General features: G+C 52.2%; 11 protein-coding genes. 4 read left to right on the top strand and 7 right to left on the bottom strand.

Translation table 11 applies throughout. From position 1 onward, the window contains the following. Nucleotides 1-106: 106 nt before the first annotated feature. The 3 genes from JWZ98_RS16185 to JWZ98_RS16175 all read right to left on the bottom strand — a co-directional run bounded on the left by JWZ98_RS16185 (nucleotide 107) and on the right by JWZ98_RS16175 (nucleotide 5,898). Complete coding sequence (locus JWZ98_RS16185) at nucleotides 107-4,204, bottom strand: EAL domain-containing protein (protein ID WP_205450932.1); 4,098 nt, start codon at nucleotides 4,202-4,204, stop codon at nucleotides 107-109. 25 nt (nucleotides 4,205-4,229) lie between these two features. Continuing rightward, a complete protein-coding gene (locus tag JWZ98_RS16180; protein WP_205450930.1) occupies nucleotides 4,230-4,886 on the bottom strand; it encodes a TMEM165/GDT1 family protein in 657 nt (218 codons plus the stop codon). A gap of 82 nt (nucleotides 4,887-4,968) precedes the next feature. Next, the gene (locus JWZ98_RS16175; protein WP_205450928.1) at nucleotides 4,969-5,898 is read right to left on the bottom strand and encodes a ZIP family metal transporter; all 930 of its coding nucleotides are present in this window, start codon (nucleotides 5,896-5,898) and stop codon (nucleotides 4,969-4,971) included. 265 nt (nucleotides 5,899-6,163) lie between these two features. Here JWZ98_RS16175 and JWZ98_RS16170 point away from each other — a divergent pair, with 265 nt between their 5' ends. From JWZ98_RS16170 to nadA, 3 genes are all read left to right on the top strand, one after another. Continuing rightward, on the top strand, nucleotides 6,164-6,712 hold the full coding sequence (locus JWZ98_RS16170) for a DUF2780 domain-containing protein (protein WP_033155505.1): 549 nt from the start codon (nucleotides 6,164-6,166) through the stop codon (nucleotides 6,710-6,712). Nucleotides 6,713-6,869: 157 nt separating this feature from the next. Beyond that, the gene (locus tag JWZ98_RS16165) at nucleotides 6,870-7,265 is read left to right on the top strand and encodes a hypothetical protein (RefSeq protein ID WP_205450926.1); all 396 of its coding nucleotides are present in this window, start codon (nucleotides 6,870-6,872) and stop codon (nucleotides 7,263-7,265) included. 71 nt (nucleotides 7,266-7,336) lie between these two features. Beyond that, nucleotides 7,337-8,431: a quinolinate synthase NadA gene (nadA, locus tag JWZ98_RS16160; RefSeq protein WP_205450924.1), complete on the top strand. Its 1,095-nt coding sequence runs from the start codon at nucleotides 7,337-7,339 to the stop codon at nucleotides 8,429-8,431. 48 nt (nucleotides 8,432-8,479) lie between these two features. On the opposite strand, the gene JWZ98_RS16155 is transcribed toward nadA, so the two are convergent. After that, nucleotides 8,480-9,457, bottom strand: coding sequence for an alcohol dehydrogenase catalytic domain-containing protein (locus JWZ98_RS16155; protein ID WP_240348023.1), 978 nt, complete (start codon nucleotides 9,455-9,457; stop codon nucleotides 8,480-8,482). Between the two features lie 99 nt (nucleotides 9,458-9,556). On the opposite strand from JWZ98_RS16155, the gene JWZ98_RS16150 reads away from it, so the two are divergent. Next, nucleotides 9,557-11,062, top strand: coding sequence for a phenylacetate--CoA ligase family protein (locus JWZ98_RS16150; protein WP_205450920.1), 1,506 nt, complete (start codon nucleotides 9,557-9,559; stop codon nucleotides 11,060-11,062). A 94-nt stretch (nucleotides 11,063-11,156) separates the two neighbouring features. Here JWZ98_RS16150 and JWZ98_RS16145 read toward each other — a convergent pair whose 3' ends face one another. The 3 genes from JWZ98_RS16145 to JWZ98_RS16135 form a co-directional block, all read right to left on the bottom strand. Further along, on the bottom strand, nucleotides 11,157-13,049 hold the full coding sequence (locus JWZ98_RS16145) for a twin-arginine translocation signal domain-containing protein (protein WP_205450918.1): 1,893 nt from the start codon (nucleotides 13,047-13,049) through the stop codon (nucleotides 11,157-11,159). A 467-nt stretch (nucleotides 13,050-13,516) separates the two neighbouring features. After that, nucleotides 13,517-14,041 (bottom strand): PepSY domain-containing protein, encoded by a 525-nt coding sequence (locus tag JWZ98_RS16140; RefSeq protein WP_205450911.1) that lies wholly within the window; start codon nucleotides 14,039-14,041, stop codon nucleotides 13,517-13,519. A gap of 43 nt (nucleotides 14,042-14,084) precedes the next feature. Beyond that, nucleotides 14,085-14,717 carry a response regulator transcription factor gene (locus JWZ98_RS16135; RefSeq protein WP_205450902.1) on the bottom strand — a complete coding sequence of 211 codons (633 nt, stop codon included), beginning with the start codon at nucleotides 14,715-14,717 and terminating at the stop codon, nucleotides 14,085-14,087. Nucleotides 14,718-14,795 lie beyond the last annotated feature (78 nt).

Raw genomic sequence — 14,795 nt, 5'->3', positions numbered from 1 at the left:
CTATCATCGAATAGCAGCGTTTTTATTGACTGGGCTGCCGCCTGCCCGTTAGCGAGTGTGATAACAAAGATAACTGCATCGGCGGCGGGGAACGGCTGAGAATCCGCTATGCTGATTTACCGAATTGTTGTTCAAATGTTGCCGCCGGCAGCGGTTTGGCAAACAGATAACCCTGACCGTAATCGCAGCCGATAGCGGTCAGCAAATCGCGTTGCTGCTCGGTTTCCACGCCTTCTGCTATGACTCTCAAGCCCAATTTATGCGCCATAACGATGATGGCTTCGCAAAGTACGAAGTCGTTCGAATCCTCCGTTAAATTGCGCACGAACGACTGGTCTATTTTCAAATAATCAATGTCGAATTTTTTCAGATAAGACAATGCGGAATACCCGGTGCCGAAGTCATCTATAGCGACTTGCATGCCGGCGTCGCGGAACGCCATCAAATGATTGTGTACAGACAGATTGGCGTCCAACAGCAAGCCTTCGGTGATTTCCACCACAATACTTTGGCCAGACAATCCCAGTCGATTCAAATAGTTGAACCAGTCTTGAGGGGCATGCTCGGGGCTTTGAAATTGTACCGGCGATTTGTTGACGCTGATTTGAAATTCGGGATGGATAGTGGTTCGCCACGTTTGTACTTGCCGTGCCGCGGTTTCGAATACCCAATCGCCGATTTCTCTGATTAGACCGGTTTCTTCCGCCAGCGGTATAAATTCTGCCGGGTTAATCAAGCCACGTTTTGGGTGATGCCAGCGTAGCAGGGCTTCAGCTTTATGCACTTCGCCGCTCAGCAAATCGACGATGGGTTGATAGCACAGCAAAAATTGCGTATTGGCCAGCGCCGTACGTAAGTCGCCGAGCATTGCGGCGCGGGCTTCCAGCGCGTCCTGTAAGGCTTGGGTAAAGAAATGGTAGTTGTTACGGCCCTGGTTTTTAGCAGCGTACATGGCCTGATCGGCATTCTTTTGTAATTGGCTTAAATCGGTGCTGTCGTTTGGATAAAACGTGATGCCGATACTCGCAGAGACATAAGCCAGTTCGCCGTCCAAGCTAAACGGTGCACTGAGTTTTTGCAGCAGGTTTTTAGCTATCGGTTCGGACACTTCGATGCAGTCCAACTCGCTCAAGATAATTGTGAATTCGTCGCCCCCCAAGCGCGCTACGGTATCGGACTCCCGCACGCAGGTCTGTAAACGCCGCGCGGTTTCCTTCAGTAAGTTGTCGCCCATATCGTGGCCCAGCGTATCGTTGATTTCCTTGAAGCGGTCCAGGTCGATAAACAACAGGGCAAACAATTGGCCCATGCGGTGGGCTTTTTTGATTTCCAGTTCCAGGCGGTCGCGGAACATCCTCCGATTAGGTAGGCCGGTGAGCGGATCGAAGTTGGCTTGTCGCCAAATTTGTTCCTCGGACCGTTTACGCTGAGTGATGTCGGAAAACAGGGCGACCCGGCGTAGCGGCTTGCCTTCCGTATCATAAATGGTGTTGATGGTCAGCTCTTCGACGAACAGGCGGCCATCCTTACAGCGATTTTTTATTTCTCCGCGCCACGCACCGGTAGCTTGCAACTTGGCCCACAGTTCTCGGTAAAACGCCGCATCATGTTCGCCGGAACTGAGAACATGCGGACTTTTACCGACAACCTCGGCCTCCGTATACCCAGTCATCTTGGTAAATGCGGGGTTGACGCTGAGGATGGTATTGTCGCTGTCCACCACTATCATCGCTTCACTGCTGTTGTGATAAACCAGGGCCGCCAGCCGCAGGTTCTCTTCGGTTTTGCGCAACTCGCTGATGTCGCGGGCAAAACCAACCGTACCCAGTAACTGACCTTGCTCATCCATTACAGGCGCTTTATAGGTCTCGAACCATTTGCGCACGCCGCGATCGACAATTTCCTCTTCGACAATCAATTTGTCTCTCAAAGCCATCACGCGCCGGTCATCGGCGACGTAGCTTTCGGCCAGTTGCGGCGGGGCAATGTCGAAATCGTTTTTGCCCGCCAGCGCCTCCGGGTTGACGGCGGAAAATACGTTGGCGAACTCCTGGTTGACGGCCAGCAGGCGGCTATCGGTGTCTTTTAGCCAAATCGCATGCGGAATGTTATCCAGCAATGCGCGTTGATAATATTCTTTCTTTTGCAGCGCTTGCTCCGTACGATGTTGATTACTGATGTCGCGAAAACTCCAGACGCGGCCGACAATTTTGTCGGCGATACTTTGTGGCTTGGAATAGCGTTCAAAAATCCGGCCATCGGTAAACTCGATCAGATCGTAACTTTCTGCCGCGGGGTGATTGTAAAGAGCCTGAACTTTGTCGAAAAACGCATCGGGATTTTTTAGCTGCTTAACGGCTAAATGCAAAAGTTTTATATCGTCTTTATCTTCTCCAACAGCCGTGCTGGGCAACTGCCACAGTTCAAAAAAACGCTGATTGTAAGTAACGATCTGACCTTGCAGGCTGACCACCAAAATGCCGTCGGCCGTGGCTTCCAGCGTAGCCTTTAGCAAGGAAACCGATTGGGCTAAAGCGTCTTCGCGGACTTTGTTTTCGGTAATGTCTTCGTAGATCCCCAAAATGCCGATCATTGCATGATCGGAATTGCGCAAGGGTATTTTCGAGGTGCGTAGCCAAATGGTATTGCCGGCAGGTGTGGTTTGGGGTTCTTCATACGCCAGTTTGCCTACCCCCGATGTTATCACCTGGCGATCATCTGCTTGGTAACTTGCGGCTTGATCTCGCCAATTCAGTTGACTGTCGTCCTTGCCGATTAAATCGCTGGAGCTGGATTGTCCGGTATCGCCGGCAAATAGCGCGTTACAGCCCAAATAGCGAGAATTCAGGTCTTTCCAGAATACACGGATTGGCAAGGTTTCCAGGATGGTCTGCAACAGTAAATGGGATTCGGTCAGCGCTTTTTCGGATTTTAGTTGCTCGGTAATATCGAACAAAATGGCCAGATTGTCTCCGACATAAGATTCGCCCAGGGATACCGAGCCGGCGAGTACAGTGCGCCGTTCGCCGTGTTTGCAATGAATTTCCGCTTGGAGGGTTTCGAAACTTTGCACGCGACGGGATTTATCAGTCAACTCCAGCCAGGTTTCCATAATATTCTGGCGGTAGGCAGGGTCCGGATAGGCTTTGGGCCACCATTCGTCAAGCGTTTCAATGTCTTCCAAGGTGTAACCGAAAGCTTTGCTGAAAGCCGGATTTAGCAATGTGAACTTGCCTTCGGCGTTGTAAATGGCCTGGGGTACTGGCGAGTAGTCGATGATAGCCTTCAAACGTTTTTCGCTATCGCTCAGTCCTGAGGTAATCAGCTGCTGCTTGTGCAGAGTAAGTGCCAAAGTGGTGCCGGTCCAGGACAGTACCAATATATAAAACCAAAGATTCAGCAATTCGCTTTTCTCGAAGTCGTCGCCGAAAAAGCCTAGATGATGTGCGGCACCGAATAGCGCTTGGATGGTAATCAAGCCGGCAATCAGGGTCACGCCATGACGATTGAAACGGAGGGCGGCCCAAATGGCAAACAGAAACATCCAGTAACCGCGGGCGATTTTGCCAAACACAGGCTGGAAAGCATCGAGAAATACTACTTGGCCGGCGAACAAAGCAACAATGATCAGCAGCAACGCTTCCAGGCCGCGCTTTTCAGCAAACCATTGCTTTGGCCAATTTCGCCAAACCAATAATATCGGGGTGGTCGTGACAATACCGAAAGCATCCGCCATCCACCAATGTAAAATCGCTTGCGGCATAGCCGCTAGCGGTATGAAGCCGGCCTGATGTAAAGCCAAAGGGCCAATGCCTGCACTGATCAACGAGCAAGCGGCGCCGGTCAGGGTTAGCCAGATAAAGTGGCCTGGCTCGGTTAAGTCTAAAGAAAAACGCTGTTGGTGTTTTAGCAGGTAGGCGGCTGTCACCGATTCCAGTGTGTTGCCCGTTGCAATGGCAAAAGACAGTGGGAGCGAGTCGTCTACCATCAAGCCGGCGGCGAACGCGCCCAGAAATATGCCTGGCCAATAGCGAAGGCCTTTCAGCAACAAGGCGGCCAATCCCAATCCGCCGGAAAACCACACCAAGGTGATGTTACCGGTCTCCGAGAAATAAGACAGTACAATTTTGGCTAATAGGCAATACAGCCCCGCCAAGCCGAGTATTGCCGCAACGTCTAGCCAGCGGTAATTGGGAAATGCCATGAATCGCTGCAAGTCTGGAATTTGGCTAAAGCTGGGAGAGCAAACCCGCAGCCAGCAAGCTTTCGTAAGCTTTATAAGCCGCGACTGCCGATAAAATCAGGAAAAACACGCCGCTGGCTTTATGCAGCAAGGACAAGGGGATTTTCTGCAACACGGTGCGGCCAGCCAGCACGCCCAGCGCGGACGTAAACGCCAGCGCCAACGTTGAGCCCAGCCACACTGCAATCGGTTGCGCGGTACTGCTGAATGCAACGACAGCCAATTGAGTTTTATCGCCAAATTCGGCGACGGTGATTAATAAAAAGGTCGTAAAGAAAATGCCGTGGCCACTTTTCTCGACGATTTCTTCGTTGTCATCGTCTTCGTCGTGGTTGAGCAAAGCATGCAGACCGAATGCGGCAAACAGCAGGGCGACGGTGGCCGCGACCAGATATTCCGGTAACCATGTTGCAATCGCCGCACCAAAAACCACCGCCAAAGTGTTCAGCAGCGCGAACGCGGCAATCGCTCCTAATAACACCGGAGTCGGTCTGTGCTTGGAGGCCAGGGTCATGCATACCAGTTGGCTTTTATCGCCAATTTCTGCGGCGGCTATCAGTGCAAAGCTGGTGCCGCCGGTCGCGAGCAATTCCGCAAAGTTTAAGGTGCTTATTTGGGTGATGAATGCGGTTAGGTATTCCATTCGGCACTGAGGGGTTTGATCGGAAGATAAAACACCCAAAAAGCTGCTGCTTTTTGGGTGGCGCGCTTGGTTTAGGCGGTGTTTATGTCAGTATTTTGTCCAGGATCATCATGATGATGAAACCGGCCATTAATGAAAATGTAGCGATGCGCGAGCGGCCTTTGGCGTGCGTCTCCGGGATGATTTCTTCGCTGATGACGAACAACATCGCACCGGCTGCAAACCCCATTGCAATCGGCAATATCGACGAAAACACCGTGACCATGGTAATGCCCAATAGGCCGCCCACCGGCTCCACCAAGCCTGTCAACGTGGCGATAGCGACGGCTTTCCATTTGTTGTAACCCAGGCCGACTAGGGGCAGGGCGACTGCCAGGCCTTCCGGCAAATTTTGCAAGGCAATGGCAATAGACAACACCAAGCCATTGTTCATATCGCCGGAGCCAAAGCTGACGCCGACCGACATGCCTTCCGGAAAATTATGGATGGTGATGGCGATGATGAATAAAGAGATTTTTTGCAGCGAATCCAGGGAATGATCGCTGACTGAATCAAAATGCAGATGCGGCAATCGGCTGTCGGCAAAATGTAAAAACAGCGCGCCGATCAGCATGCCGGCCGATACGATCCATAAGCCTTTGCCGGGCCAGATTTGCTCTCCGTAATCCAATCCGGGCACCAGTAGCGAAAACGCGGTGGCCGCCAGCATTACGCCCGCTGCGGCGCCCAGCAAGCCGTTGAATAGCCGGTCGGAAATATTTTTAAAGAACAAGGCCGGCAAGGCGCCGATGCCGGTAGCCAATCCCGCCAGGACGCTGGCCAGAAAGCCGATCACCACGACTTTGTCAAAAATAAGGTACAGGCTGCCGAATACCAGGATTTGCGAGAGCAAAAACAAGCCGATAAATACCCCCCAACGCTGCAATAGCGGCAAGGTCATCACATGCAAGTATTGGGGATGGGCTTGCAAGCGAAGATAATAGTCTTCGAGCGTCTTTTGAATATTCAGCATATTTTTACCTTTATTGTTCTTGTGGCTAAAGCCAGGATTATACTGAATTCATGCGAATTGCCGATTTTTACCCACAATGTTTGCGGGGAGTTTCTCGGTTATCGGCAGATAACACGCCGTATTGCACAGGACGCCGCGGCTGTCCGCCTGCGGCGATAAAAGAGCCCAGGTTGTATCCTGGGCAGGTTTCGATTTACAGTGCCGGTTTGGGCGGCCATGATGTGGCTTGGTCCGGTATTTCGGCGTTTTTCAGGAGTTCGACAGAATGAAGGTTTTGCAAGGTTTTACAGCGGTCGGTGTTCTCGCGGTCATCAGCGCTTGCGCACCGGTTCAACAGCAGGTTTCAGATCAGACTTTTGCCTTGGGCGGGTCGCCAGCCGTCTATGGTGCAGCAGGTTCTATCGCCGGTGCGGTGGGGCAGGCCAACCAACTAGGGTTAATCGATATTCTGGTTGGGCAATTGGGCATCAGCCCGCAGCAAGCGCTGGGTGGCGTGGGGTCAATTTTTTCAGTGGCGCAGCAACGCATGAATCCCGGTGATTTTTCGCAATTGAGCAATGCCGTACCGGATATGGACCGCTATTTGTCCTCGGTACCGCAACAGGTTTCTGCTTCCGGCTCGCAATCTTTGCTGGGCGCTGCGGGCGGCTTAATGGGCGGGCAACTTGGCAGTCTGGCGAATTTAGCCGGATCGTTTCAATCTTTGGGTATGAATCCGTCCATGGTCAGCCAGTTTGTGCCGGTGGTTTTACAATATGTACAAAACCAAAGCGGTGCTGGGGCTATGAGTTTGCTTCAGCACGCTTTATATTGAACAGCGCGCCCACTTTCCGGTTTGGGCTCCGCTTCTCCGCCCGCGAATATCGTCGTTTGCGCTCAGGCGGGAATGACGACATCAGAAGATATAAGGGCCTGGTGAATGAAATGGCGTGGACCTCAATCTAATTTTTACAATCACAGACTAAAAAATCATGGAAATATTATTGATAGGCGCCGTTTTGATGATCTTCGCCATTTTGTTATCCGCATGGCTGATGACTTTTGCCAAATGGTTTCCGATAAAAGGCATAGACGGCGAGTTTTTAAAAGACTACAAAACCCTGATCAGGGCGCATGTGGACTTTGCGTTGATGGCGCTGTTTTGCCTGGGCTTTTACGGCACAAAAGTGCCGTTGCCGGTCACCGCTTGTTGGTTGGTTGTGATCGGCGGTCTGACCAATCCCGGCGTGTTTGTGGCGGCGGCATTCGATCCGGATTTTTGGTCCAAGCCGATATGGCGGATTTATTCGGCTTTGAGTTTTGTCGTCACCACCCTTGGTTTTGGCTGGATTGGCCTCACTTTACTGAATCATGCTTTGTCGGCATGACCCATGGAACCGGCTGTAAAAAGTCGGGCCTAAGTTTTCGAAATTCTCGCTTTTTGTTTTCAGGTTAAAAAATGACTGCTGCCTTACCCATACATGATTACGCCCTGCTCGATGATGCCGAATGTGCCGCGCGCATAGAATCCGCCAAAGCCAAACTCGGCAAACGCTGCATTATTCTGGGCCATCATTACCAACGCGACGAAGTATTCAAACATGCGGATATATTCGGCGACTCATTGAAATTATCGCGGGAAGCGGCACAATCCGAAGCCGAATATATCGTCTTTTGCGGTGTGCATTTCATGGCGGAAGTGGCGGATATTTTGTCGCGGCCGGAGCAAATCGCGATTTTGCCGGATTTGGCGGCTGGTTGTTCCATGGCCGACATGGCCAATAAGGTCAAAGTCCAACAATGCTGGGACGAGTTGGCGAAAGTGATTGACGTGGAAAACACCGTCACCCCGGTGACTTACATCAATTCCGCCGCCGACTTAAAAGCGTTTTGCGGCCAGCATGACGGTATTGTCTGTACCTCTTCCAATGCCGAAAAAATCCTGAAATGGAGCTTTGCCAAACGCGAAAAAGTATTGTTCTTCCCCGATCAGCATTTGGGCCGCAATACCGGCTACCGGATGGGCATCCCGCTGGAACACATGGTGACCTGGGATTTCAACAAACCGCAGGGCGGTTTGACCGAGCAGCAAATCCGCGATGCCAAGGTTATTCTTTGGAAGGGTCATTGTTCCGTGCATCAGGCCTTCCAGCCGGAGCAAATCGACAATTTTAAGGAAAAATACCCGGAAACCATCGTCATATCTCACCCGGAAGCCTGTTTTGAAGTCTGCGAAAAATCCGATTACATCGGTTCCACTGAAATGATTTTGAGAATCGTCCGCGAAGCCGAAGCCAATACCCGTTGGTTGGTGGCGACCGAGCTGAATCTGGTTAATCGCCTGAATCAGGAATGCAAGGCACAAGGCAAAAGCGTGCATTTCATGGCGCCTACTTTAAGTATGTGCTCGACGATGTTCCGCACCGACCCGCAGCATTTGTGTTGGGTGCTGGAAAATCTGGCGGCCGGGCATGTAGTCAACCAAGTCTCCGTGCCTGCCGAGCAGGCGGCGCTGGCGAAAAAGACTTTGGATAATATGCTGCTGGCGTCTTGACGCCTTCTACACTTGCGCTCGCTGGCGGTGCTGGCGAGTTCAAGCGGGTTAATCATCTGAATGCAGTGCGGGCTGTAACAGAATTTTTCTGACGCCGGCTTGGGCGGCGTGATCGAATGCGGCAAGTCCATCGCTCAGTGGGTATTGGCCGTCTATCATCGTTGCCACCGGCAGTTTGCCTTCCGCCAACAGTGTTAGTGCCTCTGCGAAGGGGCCGCAGCGGGAGCCGATGATGTTGATTTCGTAAACCACCACTTTGCTTAAATCCAGTGCCGCGTTGGCTGCAAAGGTGCTTTTCAACACCAAGGTGCCGCGCGGTTTGACGATACGCAAGGCCTGCGCAAAGCCTGAGGCTTGGCCGCTGGCGTCGACAACGCAGCCGAAGCTGTTGTCTGGAATCTCGTTAGTCAAGCCGGTCGCCAGTTGCCACTGTTTAGGTAATGCCAAGGATGCCGCCGACCGGCCCAACACCGTGACTTGGTAGCCGGCCAGACTCAATACCTTGGCGATCAACAAGCCCAAGCGGCCGGGGCCGACCACCGCGATGTCGGTGATGGGCTGTGCGGCTATTTGTTTTACTACGCGCAAAGCTGCGGCCAGCGGCTCGGTAAACACGGCGGCTTGGTCAGTCACTGCGTCGGGGACGGTGTACAAGTTGGCAACCGGCAGGCTGAAATAATCGGCGAATACCCCGTCTTTGCCGCGTATTCCCAACACTTTGCGATTCAAGCAATGCTCGGGGCCGTCGCGTCGGCAAACCTCGCAGACGTTGCAGCCGATATTGATGGCACCCACCGCGCGCCGGTTCAGCCAATCTCTGTGTTTGTCATCGGCAACGGCGATGACCGTGCCGACAAATTCATGGCCGAGGATGCCTGAAAAACCGGCATAACCCTTCACCAGTTCCAGGTCGGTGGCGCAGATGCCGGCCAGGCGCAGTTCAATCAAAGCTTCGTCGGCAGCTAATTCGGGTATCGGCATATCGTTGCGGTAGGATAATGACTTGTCTAATCTCAATGCTTGCATCGGTATGGGCATGGTGTTGTGCAGAATTAACTTTTTACCAGACATTCAATCCAAGAATATACCTTTAGTGTTTTCCCAGCATTTTTCAGGTGGTTTGCGATGAGCTATTTACCAACGACGTCTTCTGCGGCAGCATTTCAACATTTTCTGGCCACGCCATTGGATACCTTGCTTAACAAGCATCAAGCGCTTAATCCGCAGCAAAAAATGCTGGCGTTATTTCAGCGCTGCGCGGCAGAGGTTCCCGCTTATCGGCAGTTTTTGCAAGCCCAGCAAATCGATCCCGTGCAGATTAATAATTACGCGGATTTTCAAAAGCTACCGTTAATCAGCAAAGCTAACTATATGCAAGCCTACCCGTTGCCGGCGCGTTGCTTCGGCGGTAGTTTAATCGGTGCGGATAGGGTTGCGGTGTCGTCCGGCTCCACCGGCGTGCCGACTTTCTGGCCGCGTTCGGCGGCATATGAGTTGGATGTGGCGGTGCGCTTCGAGCAAGTGTTCAGGGACAGTTTTCAGGCCGATAAACGCAGTACGCTGGCGGTGGTGTGTTTTGCCTTGGGTAATTGGGTGGGCGGCTTGTTTACCACATCCTGCTGCTGGCATCTGGCGCAGAAGGGCTATCCCTTGCTGGTGGCGACGCCGGGTAATAACAAAGCCGAAATTTTTCGAGTGGTGCGCGAACTGGCGCCGCATTTCGAACAGACCGTATTGTTGGGGTATCCGCCGTTTGTCAAAGACGTGATCGATGCCGGTGCCGCCGAAGGCATAGACTGGGCGCAATTCAAACCCAAACTGGTGTTTGCCGGCGAGGTGTTTAGCGAGGAATGGCGCAGCTTGCTGTCCGAGCGTATCGGCTCGCAGTCGGTTTGTTTCGATTCCGCATCGTTATACGGTACCGCCGACGGCGGCGTGCTGGGTAATGAAACGCCGCTTAGCATCGCCATTCGCCGTTGGCTGGCGCAACGGCCGGAAGCGGCGCGAAGTTTGTTCGGCGAGTCGCGCTTGCCGACCCTGGTGCAATACGATCCACATAGCCGTTTCTTCGAAGAACACGAGGGGACTTTGGTGGTCTCCGGCGAGAACAGCGTACCTTTGCTGCGCTATCACATCGCCGACAAGGGCGGGGTGCTGAGCTACGCGCAAATCTGGGATTTTCTGCGACAGCACGGCGTGCAGTCGGTCGAGGATTTAGGTTTGGCTAGCGGATTTCAAGCTCGCGACTTACCTTTTGTGTATGTGTTCGGCCGCGCCGATTTTACCGTGTCCTACTACGGCGCCAATATTTATCCGGAAAACGTCACGGTGGGCCTGGAGCAGCCGGAGATCTTGGCTTGGGTGACCGGCAAATTTGTTCTGCAAACCCAGGAGAATGCGGAGGGCGATAAATATCTGCAGATTGCCGTGGAATTATTGCCGGGTGTGGCGCCCGAACCGGCAATTGCGCCGACGATAGCTGCCTCCATCCGCGCACAACTACTGCGCCTGAACAGCGAGTTTGCCCATTACACCCCAGCCGAAAAACAACTGCCGATAATTAGCTTACATAGCTTTGCGGATGCCGAATATTTTCCCGCCGGGGTAAAACATCGCTATACCCGACGTTAAAGGAACTCCGCGAAGACTGGGTTGAATTAATAGGCTTGAGGCGAGAGGTGCATTAATATCCGTAGCACCCGCACGCCCCATCGTTTCCGAAAACCTAAACCGTTACCTTGCTGCCATCGAATTTGGTAAATGTGTAGCCGGCAAAAGGCTCGTTGTAGGTGTAACGCTGATCTCTAAGCAGGCTGATTGCCAGCGCTTCGCCCAGGCTATGCGAAGCGGAAATATCCGCGCGAATATGGAAATTGTTAAAGTTGCGGCCGAAACCGACGTTGTTGACCAGTTTGTTCAACTCGCCGCCCACGGTCAGTTTTTCCGAGCCGGTGTAAGGTCTGAGTTTGCTTGGATCGTTGGGGTCGACCTCGACCGGATTCGGTATCACATAGTTTTCGTCGAAGAATGCTTTCAACAGGGTAATAGGCGTCGCCGCGCTGATGGTCGCGCCGCTTGGATAACCAGGATGGGTGGGGGCGCCGACATTGCTGGCGCTGTTCAGCAAATAACTACCGTATTGCTTGTAAATACGTGCCACGGCCTCCGAATTTAGAATATCGGGATGGATAGGGTAATTGGCGCCATTGGCCAGAATTTTGTGGACCAGACCGCCGTAGTCTTCCGGTCTCAAGCGGCGATTGACGTACCAGTTTTGATAGTAAGACACCCGGTTGGTATAAGCGCCGGCCAGTGCCAGCAAGCCTTGGATGAACGCGGTGCTGAAGGACGAGGCGGTAGCATCCTGAGTAGTTGAGTTTTTGTAAGGATTCGCCGGATTCAATGGTGCGCCCACTCCGCCCAGCAACGGGTTGTTGGCATTGGGTGCGGAGGTCAGTATTTGCAGCACGTGCAAATACGTAGGGCCGCTGCCGCGTGCCAAGGTCGCCAAATCGCGGCCATTGATGATATGCCGGCGACTCGCTTCCAGGGTAATATTTCTGCCTATGCTTTGGCCGTTACGCAGCGCCAGCCATTCTTCATAGGTGGCGCCAAATGTCTCGCCGGCTTTTTGAATAGGGCGGGTTTGTGCCTGGCTGGCGATGGTGCCCCAGGCTGGAATAGGACGCAATAAAAACTGCGAAATGTAAGGACCATCCAAGCTGCCGTCAGGCACAACATATTTACCTTTTTTACCGGACGGATCGGCCTGGTAATCGACATAGGATGCGGTGCTGCGGAACAAGGTTTCCGGGGTGACTTTGCCATCGATTTTAGGTCCATTGAAGGCTTTTAAACTGTTCAACTCGGCGACCGCGGCCAACACCAACTCGTTATTGGTGTCGTTGCGATATTCGTTAAACGGCACATCGCGCAGCAATGCCTGCCAATATACCTCGATGTGGTGCGCGGCCAGTTCGGCGCTGTCGAGCGGGGCGGCTTCCGGAATGGCCAACTGGCTATTGGCGATGCCTTCCAGACTGGCCGTCAAAGGCTCCTGAATACCGGCCAATTTAGTGGTGCCGCCCAGTTTGATTTTTTCAAAATCCTCGTGTTTGCCGGTTTTTAACGCTTTTAAAAACGATTCGTAGGAGTCGGGCAGCACATGGCCGTTGGCATCGTGTTGCAAGCCTTTTGTAGAAATCGCGATTTTGTTCGGATAGCGCAGTTCGTCGCCATTATTGGGTTGCGGGGGAATATCGATCCGGTATTCGGCTTCGGCGGATTTTAGCCGCGCTTTAAAGGCTTTTTTCCGCAAATCCTTGCTATGCAGCGTATCGAAAACATTGCGCTGATATTTTCTTGAGAAGTCTTGGCCAAGCGATTCGGGGATTGAGTCGTCATCGTCAAAATGACCCCGGCCGACAGCCGCTTGAACCGATACGGGTAAGCTTGGCGCCAACACGCCTGCAGCGGAAATTACGGCGGCCCGGCCGATAAATGAGCGTCGGCTGATGTTGCTTGCACCCGCATCCGCGGTGTCCGCGGCGCTTTGACCGTCGTCCGATGCGGATAAGTTGGATACAGAATTTTGTGCGGAAAAGGATTTGGTTGGCATAGGATTTTGCTCCGTAAAAAATCTTTTAATGTGACATGGCAATTAAAGTGTCCTGAGAATCGAGGTTTTCTGAGCCTCAATGTAGTCACCTCAAATTCCATGCCAACTAAAATACGGCGAATCCTCTGGTTTGGCGCGGGTCAATATGCTGCGGATGGAGCAGCATTTGGTTTATCGCTGTTGCTAAGGTAATACCCTGGCAAGATTAATTCTTAAGTTTTGTGAAGATAAACGTCTTCATTTGGTGTTCCGTATATCGGCCCGGGTAGATGTGCTATTGGATAATGCTTGGGAAAAACACCGGCAGGCTATTGGTTTGGACGTCAATACCTGAGCAGCATTGGCAGATTGACGGAACATCGGATGGGTAACTGGCCGCATCGCGGTGTGCGGCGGACTGCTTGGTTATTCTTGGGACTCTACATGGGAGAGTCCCAAGGGTTAGTCGTTAGTCAGTTAAGCCCTGATTAACGTTTTTCGTCAACCTCTTCGCCGATTTCCCATTCCTCGGTGGCGGTTTCGATGATTTTGCCGCTGGCGGCATCCACTTCGATTTTGGTTTCTAAGCCTTTGTCATTCACGATGTCGAATTCGTAAGACGAGCCGCCGTTTTCCTCCACTTCGTATTCGACTTCCTCAATCTTGCCGGGGTTGGCTTTTAACGCAATTGCCGCGGCATCTTCCTCGGTGATTTTGACATTCTTTTTGAATGCCTGGCTATTTGGATCGGCTACTTCAGCTTCTTTTTCAGTCAGCTTGCCGCTGTCGGCATCGCACATATATTCCCATTCCTGGCGGTTGTTGTCGCGCAGCTCCAGTTCATAGGCGCCTTTACCGGCTACGTTGAGCTTTTCCAGTTTGACCAGCTCGCCTGCCTTTTCTTTTTTGACGGCCTGGATGCAATTTTCCAAGCCTTGATCGGCTGCTAAGGCACTAGCGGATAACACGCCCAAACCGGCTAATACAGATAATGCTAACACTGACTTTTTCATAAACCACCTCGCAAAAATAGGAAAAATTCCCGAATATCGGGAATCATACGCCTTTGTGCATAATCAAGCCATGGCTATTGGCAAATTTTGTCAGTGTGTCCCGATTGTCGATAGCCAGTTTCAGCTTGATTTGAGTTTGGCAATTGGAGACCGTTTTACTGCTGATACCCAGTTGCGCGGCTATCGTTTGCAATGAGCAACCTTCGGCTAACAGGCAAAACACATCAAACTCGCGGGAGCTCAGAGAAACAAAGGGTTCTAACTGTTGTTTGATTTGCCGCATGGCCAGCAATTGGGCAATCTCTTGGTCCAGGTAATATTCACCCTGCACAATCGTGCGGATGATCCCTGCTAACTTGGCCGCGTCGGGAAACCATCTCAACAACCCGGTCACTCCGACCTGCAAATAGGTCAGGGCATGGGCGCTGGAATGGCTAAGCAAGGCTACAAACTTACTGTTGGGGGCAATGCTTTTTACTTGATCGATCAGATCCAGATTGTCTGGCAACGCCGTGTCACCGTCGATCAGGACGACGTCTAAAGCCAACAAGTTCAATGTTTCCGTGGTGTTTGGCTCGATTGTGATGACGGCAATGCCTTGGTTTTCCAATTCTTTAGGATTAAGGCTAATTTCTGCAAACCCTTGCGCGGGTAGCAATAACCTGATGACTGACACGATATATAGCCTATTGTCTAAACGGGTGGAATGGCAAACCTAGGACCTTTTGGTAAATAAGGTATTGCCGTTTTTGGT

Source organism: Methylomonas sp. EFPC1 (genome assembly GCF_016925515.1).
GTDB classification, from domain to species: domain Bacteria; phylum Pseudomonadota; class Gammaproteobacteria; order Methylococcales; family Methylomonadaceae; genus Methylomonas; species Methylomonas defluvii.
This window is presented reverse-complemented; position numbering and strand designations above follow the sequence as displayed.